We start from the raw sequence: 18754 nt of genomic DNA on the forward strand, positions 1-18754 counted from the left end.
CAACAGCACTGGAAACTTTCGTTTCCAGTAAATAAATGCTGTGGCTCACTGTTGCAAACTTCTAACCGCCCCTCTCCGCTTTTCTGTGTCTAGCTACGAGGGGCAGGAGTCTGGTGGCTGTTCGCAGTGCCGCTCGAAACTTCGTTTCGAGTATATGAACGGCACGGCTCCCTGCCCCAGCCTCCTTAACGCCCCTCTTTGCTTTTCTTTGTCTAGCTGTGAGGGGCAGAAGTTTGGCAACTGTTCGCAACAGCACTGGAAACTTACGTTTCCAGTAAATAAATGCTGTGGCTCACTGTTGCAAACTTCTAACCGCCCCACTCGCTTTTCTTTGTCTAGCTACGAGGGGCAGGAGTTGGGTGACTGCTCACAACGTCGCTCGAAACTAACGTTTCGAGTAAATAAACGACGTGGTTCGCTGTCACCAACTCCTAACCGCCCCACTTCGCTTTTCTTATTCAATCCAGCCGAATTTTTTGCAGGCGTTGTAGATTCCGTCGTGTTCTACGTTGTCTGTGACGTAGTTGGCAATTTTTTGGAGTTTTGGATTGCCGTTTCCAAGGGCGATAGAAAAACCGACTGCTTGGAACATTTCAAAATCGTTTTCCTCGTCACCAAAGGCGATTGCCTCATCTACATGGAAATTTAGCTCCTCAAGCAGATGATGAATACCTGTTGCTTTGCTGACGTGATTTTGTTTTACATCGTACTCGTGAAGTCCTACTTTGACGGCAACGATATTTTTTTCGACAGGTGGCAGAGAAAAACCGTTTGGAGACGAAACAACAAATTGCACGATTTCCTCAGGCAAATTTTTCTCCGTCCAACACTCAATATGAAACGTTCCGTCACTAGCGAGAGTTGTTGTATTCGGCAAAGAGTAGAGTGAATGTTTTGTTTCAATCAAAAAACTGTGTTGATGTTCGACTAATGTATCGGCTAATTTTTTAGCGGTAGGTGGGGAAAGAAATTCTTCCCATAAAATATCCCCTTTATACATCACGACAGCACCATTGCTTGAAACCACACTTTCAATTGCAAGTTGCTCCATTAATTCATGCACCATGCCAAGATTGCGACCCGTTGCCAGCACTGGCTCAATGCCATTAGCTTTTAGTTTTCGCACCGCCTCTTGAGCTGAAAGTGGAATACGGTCAATAATTCTTGTCTCCTGCTGTTTGTTATTGTCAGCAAGTGTTCCGTCAATGTCAAAAAATGCAATTTTTTTATTCATTTTCTGCCTCCTCGTGTAGTGAGTGAATCATCTGCTTGATAACACCTATCGGAAAACCAACGATTGCCAAGTAATCACCGTGGATTTCTTTCACGAAAATACTTGCCCTTCCTTGAATACCATAAGCTCCAGCTTTATCGTCCGCCTCCCCTGTTTCAAGGTAATTTTCAATTTCTTTATCGGTCAAATCGAAAAATTCCACAGAAGTTTCCACAACTTTTTCCACAACCTGTGGAAAATCTAAAATCACAATAGAAGTCATAACAGAATGTGTCCGTCCGCTCATGCTTTTGAGCATTTCAAACGCTTCTTTTCGTGAGCTAGGTTTGCCTAAAATCTTCCCGTCAAGAGCGACAATCGTATCACTGGCAATGATTCGAGCGTGTTTGTGCTTCTCTTGAATAGCGAGAGCTTTTCGCCTTGCCATTTCAAGTGTGTACTTGCGTGGGTCGCTAAAACCTGTGGAGTTTTCATCAATATTTGCAGGTAGCACCTCAAAGTTTTCCACAAGCAATTTGAGCAATTCAATTCTTCGTGGCGATTGCGAGGCTAAAATTATTTTTTTCATTGTATCCCTCATTTTCATTTAAAACTTTCATGCGGATCTTGTATTCGCTTGAAAAGTCGTTCCATTTCGTAGTTGGAAAAATGCACCAAAACAGGTCGCCCGTGCGGACAGTTAAATGGATTTTTACACTTTTTCAAATCAGCCAATAGTACACGTGCCTGCGTTTCGTTCAAATAATGATTTGCCTTAATCGACCGCTTGCAACTCATCATAATAGCAGTCTCTTCACGAAATTTTTTCACGCTCACTTCTCCAGTCAAAAGGAGCATATCAATCAACTCACGAGCCGTTTTTTCTTCACGTCCCGCTTTAAACCATGTGGGGTGACTACGCAAAATAAAGCTCGTTTGACCATATTCTTCTAAATTCAATCCGATTGCCTCAAGCAATTCCGATTTTTCTTTTAAAATTAAACGGTCATTATTTGGATAATCTAGGACAATCGGGAGTAACAATTCTTGCCTATCATCTCCCACACGACCGATTTCCTCACGATAATATTCATACTTAATTCTCTCTTGAGCAGCGTGTTGGTCGATGATAAACAACCCTTCTGGACTAGAGGCAAAGAGATATGTTCCGTGCATTTGCCCAAAATAATCAAGTTGTGGAAAACGTTCCGTTGTCACTTCTTCACGACTAAGCAATTCTGCGATTTTTTCAAGTTCTTTTTTTGCTTTTGTGCGATGTTGAAAATCAACACCCGGGTGCAAAGCGTTTTCGATTTCCTCAGGACTCTCCTCGATTTCGTTCACATTTTCAACCACTTCAACGCTAGAAAATTCTTTTGTTGGCGACGTTTCGGGTGTTTTCTCTGGTTGTGTGAAACTTTCTTCACGAACTTGCACCTCTTCGATTGTTGTTTCTTCTTTGACGAAAAATTGACCTGTTGTGACATCAAAACCAAGATTTCCACGAGAGGAGTTTGTTTTTTCCACAGGGGAAGAAGTAAGAGTTTTTTCCTTGCTATCAGCCATTTCAAAAGAAGTTTGCACAGGTTTTTCCACAGAGTTTTTCACAGCTTGTGGATTTCTAAACTTTAACTCAGCACTTGCAGTTGGAATGAGTCGTTCGCTTGCGAGTGCTTTTTGAATGGCTCGTGTAATCAATCCCATTAGCTCACGCTCTTTTGAAAGTCGAACTTCTTGCTTGGTCGGGTGAACGTTGACATCCACTAAAAGAGCGTCCATTTGAATATCAATTACCGCAATCGGAAACCTCCCGCCCATTAGTTTGCTACCATATCCAGATGTAATCGCCTTGTTCAGCTGAAAATTTTTGATGAATCTTCCGTTGATAAGAAGTGAAATATAGTTGCGACTGCTGCGAGTTAACTCTGGCAGACTGACAAATCCACTAACGGTAAAATCGAGGTCTTCTGCGTGAATCTCAACCATTTTTTTGACCGTGTTCATGCCATAAATCCCAGCAATCGCTACTTTTAAATCCCCATTTCCAGTTGTTTTTAGCATTTCATTGCCCTCATGCACTAAACGAAAAGCTATATCAGGATGACTTAGTGCCAAGCGATTGACAATATCACCAATGCGAGCAAGTTCAGCTTGTAAACTTTTCACATATTTCAAACGTGCAGGAGTGTTGTAAAATAAGTTTTCCACTGTAATTTTCGTGCCATGCCTAAGTGGAGCGGGAGAATTTTCGACAACTTCGCCCCCTTTTATGACAAGACGTGTGCCAAATTCAGCCTCTTTGACCGCTGTTTCAACTTCCACCATGCTTACACTGGCAATTGAAGGAAGTGCTTCTCCACGAAAACCGAGCGTTTGAATACGAAATAAATCATTGACATCACGAATTTTACTCGTTGCATGACGGCGAAAAGCGAGAGCCACCTCATCATTGGCAATCCCCTCACCGTTATCAACGATTTGAATTTTTTTCATGCCACTTTCTTCTAAAAAAATGGAAATCTGCGAACTTTCGGCATCAATTGCGTTTTCAACAAGCTCTTTTACCACACTAGCAGCACGCTCCACTACTTCACCAGCTGCAATTTTATTGGCAAGTTGCTCGGATAATTCTTGAATTTTGCTCATTATTTACTCCCCTTTTTTTCTTTTGAAAACATGACGATTCGTAATAGCTAAATTCCAATTTCCTCCGCCAACTGCTCGGGCAATGGAAGAGGATTGGTATTCAAATCCTCGTTTCATGAGTTCAATGGTTATTTCTTCAAATGTATAATAACGTGGTTGCGTTTTTGGTTTAAAAATCCCCGCTTTTTCCGTTTCAACCGTCTCATTAAAAGGCGAGGGAATCGTGCCGTCTCCAGAGAAAATAGAAGTAGTCGCTACTTCTTCATAGAGAATAATTAATTCTTTTGAAACAAATGCTGGCAGTTTGCTCATTTTTGGCTTTCCTTTCTGTCAAACGAAGGCATGAGTAAGCTAAAGCCTGCTCAAAGTTTTTTCTGCTAAATTCTTGGTGATTTTTTTGTCTTATGTTGAGAAAATATCTCCTAACGCTCCTCTCCGCTTTTCTTTGTCTAGCTACGAGGGGCAGAAGTCTGGTGGCTGTTCACAGTGCCGCTCGAAACTTTGTTTCGAGTATATGAACGGCACGGTTCACTGCCACAGCCTTCTAACCGCCCCTCTTCGCTTTTCTTTGTCTAGCTATGAGGAGCAGAAGTTTGGCAACTGTTCGCAACAGCACTGGAAACTTTCGTTTCCAGTAAATAAATGCTGTGGCTCACTGTTGCAAACTTCTAACCGCCCCTCTCCGCTTTTCTGTGTCTAGCTGCGAGGGGCAGAAGTTTGGCAACTGTTCGCAACAGCACTGGAAACTTTCGTTTCCAGTAAATAAATGCTGTGGCTCACTGTTGCAAACTTCTAACCGCTCCTCATAGCTTTTCTTTGTCTAGCTACGAGGGGCAGAAGTCTGGCAACTGTTCACAATGTCGCTCGCAACTGACGTTGCGAGTAAATGAACGACAGTGTTCACTGTTGCAGCCTTCTAACCGCCCCTCTCCGCTTTTCTTTTCTCCATTATACTTTAAAATATCGAAAACTCAAAAAAGAGAGTGAAAAAACCGAGTGGTTTTGAGCCAGTCGGTTTTGAGTAGAGGCATTTAGTTTTTTCTTTTTTCCGTCAAGAAATCTGCAACGCTCACGATTCCTGAAAGCAGGAAAGTTGTTACAACAAAGAAGAAAAACGGAATAAATCGGAAGAAGAATAGAACGATAAGTATCTCAAAGAACTTAAAAATTACCTCAGGCAGACGTATTTTTATTTTTTCTTTTAAGATATTATTCAACCCTTTAATAAGAAAAACTTTCCCCCACACTTCTCTAAAAAAGAAGTAAAGAGCAAAAAATAGGGCGACTTTTAAGTATTCAATCATATCATTTCTCCTGATTCAGCGTTTTTTCAACCTTTTTTACTTTTTTTTCACGAATAAAATATCTAAAATTGTCACGGATAAGACGGAAATGATAATTGTAACGACTGAAACGTGAGCAATCACCAGTAAATAAATACCGCCGAACCATAAATACCATTCGTATTTTTCATCTAAAAGATTGAATTTCGGAAGTTTTCCCTCTAACTTATTTACAATGAAAGTTAAAGAAAACGTAAGAACAACGAGAATCAAGCACAAGTTTAAGAATCCGTTTAATAAGATACTCATATTTTTTCCCCTCCATTCCTTTTTCGATTTCTCTCACTTATCGGTGTTTTCTTTTCTAAAATCATAAGCATTTCCCTCCAATTTATTTAAAGCGATTTGTTTATACAATTTCGCAAGCTCTGCCTCTAGTTTTTCTGCTTTTTCCTCCGCCTTGTCTATTAGATCATATTGTTCTAATAGATCTCTATAAAAAAAGTTATTGGCTAACGTCCATGTGAAAGAACTAGCGGCAATGAAATTCCAGACAATCATTGGAAGCAAAAACTGGTATTCTTTCCCACACACTACCAATAATGTTGCCATAAATGCTACAAGTAAAGCAAGGATTGGCAAATACATTCCTGACAACAAAGAAGGTTTTTCCACCGATTCTTTTTCCTTTTGTTTCATTTGTAATCTCCTTTTTCTAGCTATGAGGGGCAGGAGTTGGGCGACTGCTCTCAACGTCGCTCGAAACTGACGTTTCGAGTAAATAAACGACGTGGTTCGCTGTCGCAAACTCCTGAACGCCCCTCTACACTTTTCTTTTTCTAGCGACATGGTGCTGAAGTCTGGCAACTGTTCACAACAGCACTGGAAACTTACGTTTCCAGCAAGTAAATGCTGTGGCTCACTGTTGCAGACTTCAAACCGCACCATTCCGCTTTTATTTTTTCTAGCTACATGGTGCTGAAGTCTGGCAACTGTTTGCAACAGCACTGGAAACTACGTTTCCAGCAAGTAAATGCTGTGGCTCACTATTGCAGACTTCAAACCGCACCATTCCGCTTTTATTTTTTCCTTTATTCATCAAGCGAAACAAAGCTATCTTTAAGAATAAAAAGATAGTAAACAAGTAAAATCGGGCAAACGATTTTCACGTCATTTGAACAAATGAACACATAGTAGCTCAATGTTAAAATCAAATAAACAATCTCTACAATATTCCCCTTAGAATGTTTCAAAGTAACCCTCTTTAAATCAATAAAAATTTTAATTCCACTTGTTTTCAATTTTTGTTTTTTTAGTGCGATAATGGTAAACAAAAAGATAGTTTGGATATTACTATTTTGCACATTAAATGCGAAAAATGCAAAATATAACAGTATCTCAAGAGTATAGAGAATGATTGTTTGATCATATTTTCTTTTGCTATGATTTTTTCGCATGAGGAATCCGCCACTAACGGCAAGAAAAATTCCTATTGCAATCACGAGTGGAATGTAGCTACGAATCGTTTCAGACAGCCATTCTTGCACATAGATAACGAAAGATAAAAATAAATTGCTTAAAATCAATAAACATAAACCTAAAGTATCTCGTTTCATAATAGAGTTCCTCCGTTTTCCAATTCTTGTTTGACTAAATGGAAAAATTTATTTTGTAAAATCGAACGACTGAAATCTTTTGCATAAATGACGAAAAAAGTCAGGAAAAAATGTTTGTCATATTGCGTAAGAAATAGTAGTAGAATTGCTACTGAAAAATAATTTCCCCATAAAAGACGTGGAACATACTTCTTTTCCAATGCTTGCTGATAGAAATGTACAATCCTTCTGTAATGGAAAAATAGTAGTATTTCAAACAGTGCAATTACAACGATTTTGAGGATGTTTTGATTCACAAATGATAGAACGAAAACATAAAGGAAAATTTCTGTCTGCCATTTTGAGATAGAGAGTGGCATCCGCCGTTCAAGTTCGTCTGTTATTTTTGATTGTATCATTTTTTCTTGCTCATAATCAAAATTTACTTTGCTCAATTTTTTCACGAAAGATTGATGAAAAAATAGGTTGAAGGCGAAAATAACGGCGATGATCCAAATGTTTTTCGATAGAATTTCTCTTACTGGATTGTGTATCATCGAAGTCATAAGTGTAAAGATTAACAAAAACTCAGAAATAGAAAGTTTATATTTCCCTTTCACACTTGCATTGAGCCAAAATAGATAAACTAGTGATAAAAGAATCAAAATAAACGTAGGCAATGCTAAGGAGAAGAAAAATAAAATCGCCTCATCAGATAAAAGCGAAAGTTCTCCCCGCTCTTTATAACTTATCAAAATAAAAATATAGAAAAATGGAATGAGAAGATAGCTATGTTTAAAATTTTTTTCCATTTGAAATTCCTATCCTCTCTCTCATAATTAAGATTTAATGTTCTCTATTAGATGTCGCACCAACCATTGTTTCTTCATTTGTATTTAGATAGAATGTTTCAATTTTTTCCTTATAGGTGTAACCAGAAAATAATCTGCCAAATAGAATATATATAGACTACTCACAACAATCACTATTCCAAGTTCTATATTATTCTTTGGCTCATCACTAACAACCATACCACTAGTTGCAAGCATAAAAGGAAAAAACTTATATCCTTGTTGTTTTTCTTTTACAAAAATTTGATGTAAAGGGCACCTCTAAAAACTCGCACTTATCCTAAATTGCTAGTTTTCCGATTTTCTTCGTCAATCTCCTCAACCTATGAACCACATAGCTTTCGTCGATTTCCTCGAAAATCGAAAAACTAGCTAATTTAGTCTTAAGCGGAGTTTTTAGAGGTCCCCTAAAGAAATAACACCAACAAATACATATAAAATAATGTTCATCGTTGTCGTCCTCCTTATTTTAATAGAAAACTCTTTTATTTCCTAGACAAAGAATTGCCGCCACAGCTCCCATTCCAGCCAAGAAACCTGTCCAAAACTTATTCATTGTGAGTCCCCCTTTTGTAAGTAAAATTCAGAGCCTTCCGCTAGACAAAAATAGCTTACCTCTTTACAAAAAATGTATCAGCAAAAGGGAAAATGATAGAGTAAATAACTACCATGAGTAAAAGATTACTTTTTCCAATCAAAAACCATAAAAGATAGCCGAAAAGTAAGAAAGATACCAGTTCATATTTTTTCGGAATAAATTGGAGTTGTTTAAAAGAAACACGTGTTTTCTTTAAGCTCTTAATTATCTTTAAATCAATAAAAAAACAAAATACCATTGTTAAAAAAATAAATAAGAGATTCAAAATAAATTCCATTGTCTCACCGCCCGTTATTTAATTTTATTCCGTGTGTGGTTGGGCTAGTTAATTGTTGATTTTTTTATCAGTTCTATTTTTCTTTCAAAAAGTTCAATTGTTCCAAAACCCAATCTAAATAATTTTCATTCTCGTACACAATACTTGCAATGACAGGCATGGAAGGTTTGGCGAGAATTTCTTCGCTCTCGCTTTTGAGGCTTGTTTTATCAAGTTCAATAATGACTTGATAGAGAATTTGGGACTCACTTCCCCTATCTTGTGAAATCGTGCCGTCACTAATATTTCTTACTCGTCCATTTAGCAAGCCAAACTTTGTTTGATTGACTCCAGAAATTGCTAGTTTTGTTTCATTTCCTAGTTTTAATTTACTTCTATCTTGTGCAGAAATAAAAACTTCTGCGACTAATTTTGAGCTTTTCCCCTTATCCATTTGTGCCACAGGTTGAAAGGCTTGCAGTCCTAGCCCCGCTTTTAATGGCAATAAATAATGCACAGCTCCGTCTTTTGTTGCACAGAGAGTTAGGAGTTTTGACTCGGTTTGTTTCATGTTTTTTTGAGCGTCCAACTCTGTTATTTTTTCAGCAGTCTGAGTCCGAACACTTCCCAACTCACTAATCAGTTACTGTTTTGTATTTTCGCTTTGAGCTTGCGATTGACTTGACAATTCTTTGATTTCTTGTTTTTTTGTCTTAATTTCATCGTTCTTCGATTTCAAATCGGTTTCCAGTTTCTTTTCAGCGTCTCTTGTACTATCTTCAATTTCGTTATTTAATGTGCGAATTTGTTCGTCAACTGTTTCAATTTCCACTTTTATTTGAGAAGTATCTTCGTTATTCTTTTGAGCAGAATTGAGTTGATTGTTTAAGGTTTCTTTTTTATTTTTCGCTCTTTTCAGCTCGTTATTTTTCCGAGAGATTTGAGTGGAATACTCGGTATGGTTATCTTCCTTGATTTTCTCTATTTCTTCCTCTAATTTTGCCAATTCTTTCTGTTTTTCAGCGGTGCTTTCAGTTTTTGTATTTTCTTGTCGTTTGTCCTCTTGTACTTGTGATAAATAATATGCTACTTTTCCGTAAAACTCCTGCTCTTTTCCTTTTGAGGCGAGATAATTGGTTTTCTCGTTCAACGATTTTTCATACTTATCAAAAATGACCTGTTTTTGTTTTAACTCTTCAATTTGCTTTGTGATTTCATTCTCTTGCACCCCTTCAGTCCCTGCTGATAAAGTAAGGAGTTTTTCTCCCTTTTTTGCAAACTCTCCCTCTTGCTTATGTATTTCTACGACATGACCATTGGCAAGTGGTGTAATGTATGCTTTGTCATTTGCTTCAATTGTTCCTTGAGCTCGCACGACATAGTTTTTTGGGATAAATCTCAAGGAGAGGAAACCAAGTACAAGCACACCAACGAAAAAGAATCCGAGCCATGATAAATAGCTAGGTGGTGTGGTATCAAAGAATAAACGACTATCCTTTAATTCTTCTTTGTTATAAAGTTTCATTCATCTTCTCCAATGGTTTAAAAACATCTGCAACAAGCCAATTTTCCCTTTGTTCTAAATGAACGGTAAAAACATCTCCAAGTTCAATCAAATCGTTTTCCCAAATATAAAGCGACATTTTGTTTTCTACAAAACCAAATTCTTCTTGCGTCCCCTCAAAATGAGTATAGAGACAGTTTTCTGCCACTACTTCGGGATAAAAAGCAAAACCGTCTAACCTTAACTCACGCACCGTTTGCACGTAAATATTATAGTCAAGTGTAATTTCTCCATCTTCATGAATGGTCGTCCCTATCATTCTAGTAACCAATGGTCCTTTTGTTTGGATATTTGACACTTCAAGGAAATTAATAAATTTTTGTATTTCCTCGTCTAAATGTTCAAAAGAAAGTCCACGCAATTCTTTTGTAAAAGCATTCACCAATCGTAGTTTTTTTTGGCAATTTTAGTTGTATTTTTTCCATATAAATTCTCCTTCGTTAGTTTTTGTTACATTTTGAACGTATCTTGTTATTAAAAAGTGATAACAGTTTGCCACTTTTTTTCGAATCACTTCTCAAACCATTCCGTCAACGAAAGAATAGACATTCTCTGACGGAATAGAGTTTTTTCTTTTTGTCTAGTTAACTATTGATTTTTCCTTATCATTACCATGAAAAATAAAGCAATGAGAATCAATAACACACTAGCACTCATAGAAAGAATGTTTGCCTTCCCTCAAATTTGTATTTCGATTGCTCCTAATCTTCGTCTAGCAATGCAAATGTATCTTTTGCGACAAAGAGCTAGTATAAAAAAGAATCGGCAACGCTACAAATACATTATTACGATAGATGAGAACGAAGTAAATTAATGCTCCTAAGCAATATATTATCTCTAAAATATTCTCTTTTGAATGTTTTAACGTAAAGCGTTCTCGGCTATAAAAAACTTTTATTCTTTGTGCTATCAGTTTTTTCTTTTTCAATAAAGCTAGTGCAAATAAAAGGGGAACTTGAAACTGCCAACTTTTCACTTGAAACATAAAGTATAAATAAAATAAGGCAGCCTCTAAAATATATAAGAGAATTGTATCAATGTATTCTCTTTTTTTATGCAAAGATGTAGCCAACTCTACGCCCCTCCACTCGGTCTAATGCTTGTGCAATCATTCCGCCTAGACTAGCACCAGTTACTATTAATGCTAAATTATATGTGTGTTCAGCAAATTTCTCATAAAGTTTACTATGTGCCAGCTATGGAAAATTATTATTCCTTAAGAAAAAATTTGTTATACTTTTTCTTTACGGTCCAATTACTTATCCAAAAAAAGACAGGATAACTCGCTAAGGTTAAACCTACCAAATCAAGAAGGTTAATTTTTTCCTTTCCAATACAAGCTAATGCAATAGCAACTATGAGATAACAAAAAGAGATACTTAAATTTATTAGTAGCACTTTATCCTTTACTTTCATTTCAAACACACCTAATTTCCTCTTCTTCCATTTCAACATAATGTACAGGCATTACAAGTTCCATGTTACATTCCTCTGTTTTCTAAAAACCATTTTTTTGATTTTACAGTTCTAATGATTGTTTTTCCATAGTTGCCATATAATCATTATTAAAAAGAAAATCAGCGAGACTCTGTAAAACCAAGAAATAATATCTGGAATTTCTTTTCCAAAGATTACACAAATGTTTTGAATTATTGTTATCACTATAAAAATTAATAGTGCAATCCATAAAGACTTGCTATTTTTTTTCTCCATTTTTTAGAAATCACACCCACCTTTCTTTCTTCTAGCATCATGTGAGTCCCACCAATTCGCAGTTACGAAAGAGGTAACACCAAATGAATTTTTTGCCTATCATGCTGCAATACTTACACCTATTAACAAAAAGAAAACAACTTTAATTACCTCTCTTCTTTTTTAACATCAATAGCAGAGAAAGAATAAAATGGTTCCTATATTCATAGAAATCATACTAGCTTTTCCGTCAGGATAAAAAAGTTCAAATACATACATTCCTAATAAGAGTAACAGAAACGTTAAATAAAACAAAAGTTATTCATTGTGAGTTCCCTTCTTATTCAATAGATTGGCAAGACTTCCAATCATTAGTCCAGTGAACAAACCTGTAAAATGTACCAAACACGAGATATTTGGAACGATTAACGTCATTCCTACCATGAAGATGACATCTGAAAAACAGTCTACTTTTTCTTCTTTCGTTTTATGTCTTTGGCAAATTTTGAACCCTAAAAGAGCAAAACTAATTCCACTACTACCTAGATAGAAAAATTGAGAGTTTGCAAAAATTTTTAACCCAAATGCCGTCACGATTATTGTGGTTAGAAAAAGAATGGCATACCATTTTTCTTTCCATTTTTTTCTTGAAAGATAAAGCAATGAGGATAAATTTACCAGTAAATGCCAAACATTAAGATGAATGAACTGAGAAATTATCGCATAACTAAAATTATCTTGTCCTTGTTGCTTTGAAAACGAGAGCTGTTCTACTTTTCCTAAAGTCAAAAAATACAAACTAACGATAAGTAATGAAAACAAAATAACAGTCTTACTTCTTTTTTGCATTTTCAAACTTCCGTATTTCTAATAATACATAAAAAATATTCAATAGCACCATGAAATAAAATAGCAGTACCGAAATCGTTGACCATTCTTTCATCAAATAAAAGAAGGTAGCAATAATTGCAAAAGATCCCACTTCCGATAAAAATGTCCGCTTTATTTTTGCTAATCGCCCTATTTCTATTACATAAGAATAGGCAAGTACTGGGAATAGTAAAATTTGTGCTAATAATAGTATCTCCACTCCAACGGCACCATTCGTTATCCCAATCATAGTTAAGTCACAAACTAAAATACAAATATAATAAAGCATTGTAATTTTTAGCCTAGAAATATTTTTCACTGGAACACAATAAGTCTTAAAAAATAACTTTGAATACATCAACCAAAAATATACGGCTTGTACGCATGAAATCACCATCAGAATGATAATCATTCCAGCAAAAGCAAATATCTTAATTTCTGGTTCTATTTCCTCTTTCAGATAAGAATTTACAAAAAACATTTTGATGAAAGCACCAATAAAAATAGTTGAAATAGCTATGGTGAATGTTTTTTTTGAGTATTTTACAATATCAAAATTCATTTGTTACCCCTTTTAAAATACTATTGTAACTTTCTTGTCGAATGTCTTTTTCTTATTCGACAAGAAAATTACTTCATTTATTTAATATCCTAATATTTTAAGTTTTAATACCAGATATAGGCATACGGGCATAATTCTTTGTGAAAATAGTATATTTTTATTGTTCTAATTTTTGAAGTTTCTCGTTCAATTTATCAATTTCATCCGCTAAATCTTCAATTTCTTTCCTCGAGAAAATCCAACCATAGAAAAAACCAACAGCTAGATTATAGAACATCAGAACAACCATCAATACTGGAAAGGAAATTTTTAACTTAACATTAGGAAGCATATAAGCAATTATATATGCGATACTAGGTAAACAAAATAAAGCGAAAGAGAAGAAATTCCCTATTCTTTTCATCACCTTTACCCTGCAACGTATCCATTATAAGAACCATCAGCCCAATCAAAAACACCAGCTATAATACTTCCGACAGTTAAACCTGTCCATGTCCCTAGAATACTCAACGCTGTAGCGAATAGCACTGAACCCACACTATAACCTAGCATTCCTATTGCTTTTTCCCTTAATTTTTTTTTTACATAACCGCTTTTTAGTAAGATTTTTACTCCTGCTTGTCCAGAACGAATAGCTCTATATCCTATAAAAAGAGCTAGAAATGTATCTAAAACATTAGAAATAAATCCTCGTGAATTCCACCAATGTTTTCCAATATTCACCCTACCCCCATCAACATACATCATTTCCTCTTCTTCCATTTCAACATAATGTGCTGGCATTACTAATTCCATAATAAAATCCTCCTCGTTTTCTAGCAGTGAGGTGCAAAGGTGTGCTATTCCAACCCAAAATCGCACCTCTCCGCTTTTTTCTTTTTTTTTGTTTTTTAATTATTCCTGCCCATTTTACTTTGCCAGATTCCAATTGTCCAAGACGGCAAAGGAGTCTTTTCCCCTCAAAATCTTAAAACAGGCGTGGAAAATTGGCTGTTTTGCATAAGGCAACCTCTACAAACTTACGCTTATCCAAAATTGTAATTTTGGCTTAAACAGAGTTTTAGAGATACCCATATCCGCAAGGAGAGCCACGCTCCCGTTTTCGATTGAAAATCATCTTGAAAACCTCCTTGTTTTATTTTTGTTCTTTAAACTGCAAAGTCTCTAATTCTTTCACAAGAGACTTATATTCCTTCACTGAACTTAACTCGACAGGCAATAAATATTCGCCAAGTTTTGCCTTATCGGCTTTTTCAAAATCAATCGTAAAAGTTACTTTATACGTGTCTTTGCTCTTATTTGTCTTAACTTCTACCCCTTTACTTGATTTCATCTTGCCGTAAACTTCGTCCATCATTTTGCCAACGTCCGTGTTTTCAGCCCCGCCTTGCTCTGATTTCATTGCGGCAATCATCGTGTCTTTTTCTTCCTGCGTTAACTCTTTGTCGTCTTCGATTTCCTTAATCGCCTTCTCCATGTCTTCTGGTGAAGTGCCTAAGTCAATATTTAGAGGTGTTTCCGTATCAAAAACGATTGTTTTGATTTTTTCCCCCTCATGTGTAATTTTAGCCGTAGAAGTTCCATAATCAGCACTTTGATCTTCCTTTGAATACTCCTGCTTAAAAGTCGTGACCTCTTCCTTTGCCTCTTTTGCTCCGCAAGCACCGAGCAAAAGCGTAGCAGATAAAGTAAGAGTTAGAGTGAATAATTTTTTCTTCATTTTGTTTTTCTCCTTCATTTTTTTATTGATAGAAATAAAATATTTTAAAAACATTGTAAACAAGCCAAATCATCGAAGGAGTAAGTAGCAAAAGAGCGATTTTTTTCTTCCTTGCTGAATTTGGTTTTACAAGCATACAAATTGAGAGAATCAAGAGGATAAGTGGCAAAATAAAACCTGTAAAAAGTGCCACTAAAACCATAGTCAAAACGTAAAAATCAAAAATCATCATGGTTTCCTCCAAAATAATAAGTAATTTCTTCTTGCTCAATTTCTTGTTTTGTTTCTTTTTTGACAATACGAGTGCCGTATTGTAGTTGAATCATTTCGGCATATCGTCCGTTTAAAGACATCAGTTCTTCATGACTTCCTTGTTCAATGATTTTTCCGTCTTCCATAAAGACAATCAAATCACAATGCACAATTGTAGAAAGTCGGTGGGCAATGATAATTGTCGTTGCCTCATTGGTAGCTTGTAGCATTGCTTTTTGGATATACCGCTCGCTAAAGGAGTCGAGATTACTCGTAGACTCATCAAAAATATAGAGCTGTCGTTGTTTTAAAAACGCACGAGCAATGGCAATTCTCTGACGTTCACCGCCTGAAAAATTCGCTCCATTTTCTTCGATAAAAGCATAATAGCGATTTGGTAATTTCTGGATAAACTCATGACAACCTGCAAGGCGACACGCTTTAATGACCTGTTCATAAGTTGCCTCTTCATCTCCCATGCGAATATTGTCATAAATTGTTCCTGTAAAGAGTTCCACGTTTTGTGGCACATACCCAATTTCCCCTCGAAGATAATGTGTTTGAATGTCCTCAATATCATAATGATTAATGGTGAGTCTGCCTGCCTCATTTGATTGAAACTTCAAGAGAAGTTTGGCAATGGTGGACTTCCCTGCTCCACTTTCACCAACAATCGCCACACGTTGCCCCTTTTCTAGCGAAAGTGAAAAATTTTGAATAACAGGAGGTCTACTTCCATAACGGAATGTAACATTTTGAAATTCGATTTTTCCCATTAAATCAATATCTGAAAGCAAATCATGCTTGGTATTTTCTTCCGTCTCTAAATCCATAAGTTCAGAAAGGCGGTTCATTGCAATTTGTGCCTCCTGATAGGTCAACTGCAAGGAAACGAGATTGTGAATTGGTTCTGTAAAATAACCAGAAAGTGTCTGAAAAACAATCAAATCACCAAGAGAGAGTTTTCCGTCAATAATCGCAATCGCTCCAAAAGCAATCATGAAAATTCCGCTTAAACTTTGAATACCTGAGGAAATTACGTTTTGCAGATTGCTCAGTTTGCCTTCCTCATAGCCGAGTTTTAGCACTTTGACAAATTTTGATTCGAGTAAATTAATCTGAGCAGTTTCACTAACAGATCCTTTAACAGATTCAATGTTGCGAATAGACTCAATTAATTGAGAGTTCATTACAGCACCCGCCTCCATTTGTTCATAATTGATACGTTTGTAGCTTTTTTTGAACAAATAAATGAGCAAAATATTGCACAGAACAACAATTAAAGTTAACGAAAACAATTGTAAATTGATTTTCATAAGAGCAATCCCGGTAAAAATTGCAAGGGTTAAGTCAAGTACGAGCGAAATAGATACTTTAGAAAAAATATCTTTAATCGTCATGGCGTCTTGAAATCTCGTTAGAATATCCCCCACTCGTCTAGTGGCGAAAAATTGATAGGGCAGTCTTAACACATGGTTGTAATAACCAAGCAGGACTGGAATGTCAATTTTTCTTGAAAGGAAGAGCAGGACGTGCGTGCGGAAGAACTCCAAAAATATTTGCACAATTCCTACAAACCCAAAAACAATCAAATAAAGATAGAGTGTTTTCTTCAGTTGATAAGGAATAATCTCGTCAAAGACGACTTTTGAAAACAGGCTAGATACAATTCCTAAAATCGTTAGAGCAAACGAACACAAAATGACCGTAAAGAGCAACTTTTTTTGTGGGTACATGACCATTTTGAAGAGTTGCCACATTGAAGTTTTCGGCTGATAGTTGGTTTCAAACTCGCTTTTTGGTACAAGCAAGAGAAGAACACCAGTGAATTGTCGCATCATTTCTTCTTTATCCAACTCAACTAATTCTTTTGCAGGGTCGCCGATTAAAAATTTTCCATTTTTGATTCGGTAAATGACGACAAAGTGATTCAATCCGCTTTCTGTTATGACATGAGCAATCGCAGGTAAGGAATACTCGCTATCAATTTCTTCAATCTTGATTTTTACTGCTTTAGCCTGAAAACCAAGTTTTTCAGCCCCACTTAAAAGTCCATGCACGCTTGTTCCGTAAGCATCGGTGCCAATAATTTCTCGCACTTTCATAATGGTTAGCTCTTTTTTATAAAACTTACAAATTGTAGAAAGAGCTGCTGCCGCACAGTCCGACGCATCATGCTGTGAGACGACTGGATATTTTCTTTTGGTAAAAAATAGAATAAAGACACCTCCTATAAGAATGAGAACACTTTCAACAAAGAGTAGAATATCATAACTTATTTAAAAAAGCATTGGTATTTATTGTTGAAAACGTTGTTGTTTTTTCCTTTTTTTGTGAGAAAGGAATTTCTCATTAAGCAAATGATACAAAAATTATAACACAACTCTTTTTACTTATGTTTAGCATTTTTGCCAAAAAAATTTGTCATTTTTGTTTTTGATATTTTAATGATTGCAAAAAAATGAACGATTCAGTAGAATAAAAGTATAGTAGTTATTTGTACGGTTTCTTTCTGTGTGGTACCCTAGAAGTGAAAGAAGTGAAAGAAGTGAAAGAAGTGAAAGAAGTGAAAGAAGTGAAAGAAGTGAAAGAAGTAATACTTAACTGTCTGAGTTCAAATTCTATTATTCGCTTTGTTGCGTTTCACGAGGAAAATTCTGAACTTTTAAAGATTCAGAAAAATCAGTTGGATTGTTTTGAAAGTGAAGAAAGTATAGTAAAATGGTCAGAAGACTATTTTCAAATGCGGACTCGCCTATTTGATATAGAGGAGAAAGAAGATATAATCTTTCAGGGGATTTATGGACTTGTTTACTGTATCATGTATTTAAAATTGAACGAAACGTCTCTTGGGTATGTTGTTTTTGGCGGACTTACGGAGTGTAAAGAAAAAAAGTGCGATATTCTTAGGAAGGCACGTGATGAGGTCAAGACGATATTAGAAAAAGAAAAAAGTTTACTTTTTCAAATAAAACAGTTAATTGAAGACAGACTGCATGAAAAGTATAAACTTGAGGAACTAGCCGCAGCACTCAATGTGAAACCTTGTGAGATTCAAGAGGAAATCAAGCGTTGCACCTCTTTTAGCTTTCAAAAATATGTTGAAACGATTAGAATGCAACATGCAAAAAAACAATTGCGAACAACCAATTACCCCATAACTAAGATTGGAAGAGAAATTGGCTATTGGCAAACAAGCTCGTTTTCTCGAGCGTTTAAGACTTTGACAGGTGATACACCGCATGAGTATAGAAAAAAATTGAACAAAAATCCCTTATCCCCACTATAACAAGTGAGAAGTATGGCTCTATACTAAATCGTGTGGAATAACAAAAATTCCATGCGATTTTTTTGCATAAAAAAAGACATCTCGTTTACAATGTAAGTGCCTAACCCAACAGTAAAGGAGATGTCTTCATGGATAAGTGTACAAGAGAATTACTAGGATTTCAAGATGAAAGTTTGATATTTGAAAAGGACCGTTGGTTTTCTAGAGGGGTAGATAAGAAAAATAGAAAATTCAACAGAATTGATGGGCTATATGCGAAAGTTCCTACGCATTGCGAGAGTTGTGGGGTTCTATTTCAGAGCTCAGCAGATTACTATAAACATGGAACTATCGCAAATAAGCGAGTGATTCAGGTTCCAGAAT

24 protein-coding genes and 1 pseudogene are annotated in these 18754 nt (G+C 36.0%); 2 read left to right on the forward strand and 23 right to left on the reverse strand.

What is annotated here, in order from left to right:
* Positions 1–61: 61 nt before the first annotated feature.
* The 23 genes from B5D30_RS13285 to B5D30_RS11655 all read right to left on the reverse strand — a co-directional run bounded on the left by B5D30_RS13285 (position 62) and on the right by B5D30_RS11655 (position 17321).
* Complete coding sequence (locus B5D30_RS13285) at positions 62–256, reverse strand: hypothetical protein (RefSeq protein ID WP_144399591.1); 195 nt, start codon at positions 254–256, stop codon at positions 62–64.
* Positions 257–454: 198 nt separating this feature from the next.
* Positions 455–1234, reverse strand: coding sequence for a Cof-type HAD-IIB family hydrolase (locus tag B5D30_RS11545; RefSeq protein ID WP_078808227.1), 780 nt, complete (start codon positions 1232–1234; stop codon positions 455–457).
* Positions 1227–1802 (reverse strand): Maf family protein, encoded by a 576-nt coding sequence (locus tag B5D30_RS11550; RefSeq protein ID WP_078808228.1) that lies wholly within the window; start codon positions 1800–1802, stop codon positions 1227–1229. Before B5D30_RS11550 ends, B5D30_RS11545 begins: the two co-directional genes overlap by 8 nt.
* A gap of 14 nt (positions 1803–1816) precedes the next feature.
* On the reverse strand, positions 1817–3859 hold the full coding sequence (gene mutL / locus B5D30_RS11555) for a DNA mismatch repair endonuclease MutL (RefSeq protein ID WP_078808229.1): 2043 nt from the start codon (positions 3857–3859) through the stop codon (positions 1817–1819).
* A gap of 3 nt (positions 3860–3862) precedes the next feature.
* Entirely contained in the window at positions 3863–4171 is a 309-nt protein-coding gene (locus tag B5D30_RS11560) for a hypothetical protein (RefSeq protein WP_078808230.1), read from the reverse strand.
* 719 nt (positions 4172–4890) lie between these two features.
* Positions 4891–5163: a hypothetical protein gene (locus tag B5D30_RS11565; protein ID WP_078808231.1), complete on the reverse strand. Its 273-nt coding sequence runs from the start codon at positions 5161–5163 to the stop codon at positions 4891–4893.
* Between the two features lie 36 nt (positions 5164–5199).
* On the reverse strand, positions 5200–5451 hold the full coding sequence (locus B5D30_RS11570; protein WP_078808232.1) for a hypothetical protein: 252 nt from the start codon (positions 5449–5451) through the stop codon (positions 5200–5202).
* A gap of 33 nt (positions 5452–5484) precedes the next feature.
* Positions 5485–6150, reverse strand: a complete 666-nt coding sequence (locus B5D30_RS13290; protein ID WP_144399592.1) for a hypothetical protein — start codon at positions 6148–6150, stop codon at positions 5485–5487.
* Positions 6107–6241, reverse strand: a complete 135-nt coding sequence (locus B5D30_RS14375; protein ID WP_268802123.1) for a hypothetical protein — start codon at positions 6239–6241, stop codon at positions 6107–6109. The genes B5D30_RS13290 and B5D30_RS14375 overlap by 44 nt, the downstream gene beginning before the upstream one ends.
* Positions 6234–6758, reverse strand: coding sequence for a hypothetical protein (locus B5D30_RS11580; protein WP_078808234.1), 525 nt, complete (start codon positions 6756–6758; stop codon positions 6234–6236). Before B5D30_RS11580 ends, B5D30_RS14375 begins: the two co-directional genes overlap by 8 nt.
* Entirely contained in the window at positions 6755–7549 is a 795-nt protein-coding gene (locus tag B5D30_RS11585; RefSeq protein WP_078808235.1) for a hypothetical protein, read from the reverse strand. The genes B5D30_RS11580 and B5D30_RS11585 overlap by 4 nt, the downstream gene beginning before the upstream one ends.
* Before the next feature lie 987 nt (positions 7550–8536).
* Positions 8537–9013, reverse strand: coding sequence for a beta-barrel domain-containing protein (locus tag B5D30_RS11595; protein ID WP_144399593.1), 477 nt, complete (start codon positions 9011–9013; stop codon positions 8537–8539).
* A 72-nt stretch (positions 9014–9085) separates the two neighbouring features.
* A complete protein-coding gene (locus B5D30_RS11600; RefSeq protein ID WP_078808238.1) occupies positions 9086–9967 on the reverse strand; it encodes an HlyD family secretion protein in 882 nt (293 codons plus the stop codon).
* Entirely contained in the window at positions 9954–10391 is a 438-nt protein-coding gene (locus B5D30_RS11605; protein WP_078808239.1) for a hypothetical protein, read from the reverse strand. Before B5D30_RS11605 ends, B5D30_RS11600 begins: the two co-directional genes overlap by 14 nt.
* 327 nt (positions 10392–10718) lie before the next feature.
* Positions 10719–11078 (reverse strand): hypothetical protein, encoded by a 360-nt coding sequence (locus B5D30_RS11610; RefSeq protein ID WP_078808240.1) that lies wholly within the window; start codon positions 11076–11078, stop codon positions 10719–10721.
* A 137-nt stretch (positions 11079–11215) separates the two neighbouring features.
* Positions 11216–11431, reverse strand: a complete 216-nt coding sequence (locus B5D30_RS11615; RefSeq protein ID WP_144399594.1) for a hypothetical protein — start codon at positions 11429–11431, stop codon at positions 11216–11218.
* 585 nt (positions 11432–12016) lie between these two features.
* Entirely contained in the window at positions 12017–12547 is a 531-nt protein-coding gene (locus B5D30_RS11625; protein WP_078808243.1) for a rhomboid family intramembrane serine protease, read from the reverse strand.
* A complete protein-coding gene (locus B5D30_RS11630) occupies positions 12531–13130 on the reverse strand; it encodes a hypothetical protein (protein WP_078808244.1) in 600 nt (199 codons plus the stop codon). The genes B5D30_RS11625 and B5D30_RS11630 overlap by 17 nt, the downstream gene beginning before the upstream one ends.
* A 157-nt stretch (positions 13131–13287) precedes the next feature.
* On the reverse strand, positions 13288–13536 hold the full coding sequence (locus tag B5D30_RS11635) for a hypothetical protein (protein ID WP_144399595.1): 249 nt from the start codon (positions 13534–13536) through the stop codon (positions 13288–13290).
* 2 nt (positions 13537–13538) lie between these two features.
* Positions 13539–13925 carry a hypothetical protein gene (locus B5D30_RS11640; protein WP_078808246.1) on the reverse strand — a complete coding sequence of 129 codons (387 nt, stop codon included), beginning with the start codon at positions 13923–13925 and terminating at the stop codon, positions 13539–13541.
* A 340-nt stretch (positions 13926–14265) separates the two neighbouring features.
* Positions 14266–14850 (reverse strand): hypothetical protein, encoded by a 585-nt coding sequence (locus B5D30_RS11645; protein ID WP_078808247.1) that lies wholly within the window; start codon positions 14848–14850, stop codon positions 14266–14268.
* A 22-nt stretch (positions 14851–14872) separates the two neighbouring features.
* Entirely contained in the window at positions 14873–15082 is a 210-nt protein-coding gene (locus B5D30_RS11650; protein ID WP_144399596.1) for a hypothetical protein, read from the reverse strand.
* Positions 15069–17321 carry a peptidase domain-containing ABC transporter gene (locus B5D30_RS11655; protein ID WP_078808249.1) on the reverse strand — a complete coding sequence of 751 codons (2253 nt, stop codon included), beginning with the start codon at positions 17319–17321 and terminating at the stop codon, positions 15069–15071. Before B5D30_RS11655 ends, B5D30_RS11650 begins: the two co-directional genes overlap by 14 nt.
* Before the next feature lie 311 nt (positions 17322–17632).
* Here B5D30_RS11655 and B5D30_RS11660 point away from each other — a divergent pair, with 311 nt between their 5' ends.
* Both B5D30_RS11660 and B5D30_RS11665 read left to right on the forward strand, forming a co-directional pair.
* Positions 17633–18391 (forward strand): helix-turn-helix domain-containing protein, encoded by a 759-nt coding sequence (locus tag B5D30_RS11660; protein WP_078808250.1) that lies wholly within the window; start codon positions 17633–17635, stop codon positions 18389–18391.
* Positions 18392–18519: 128 nt separating this feature from the next.
* Positions 18520–18754, forward strand: a pseudogene (locus B5D30_RS11665) (hypothetical protein); the annotation flags it as partial.

This window comes from Pilibacter termitis (assembly GCF_900167335.1).
Lineage (GTDB): Bacteria > Bacillota > Bacilli > Lactobacillales > Streptococcaceae > Pilibacter > Pilibacter termitis.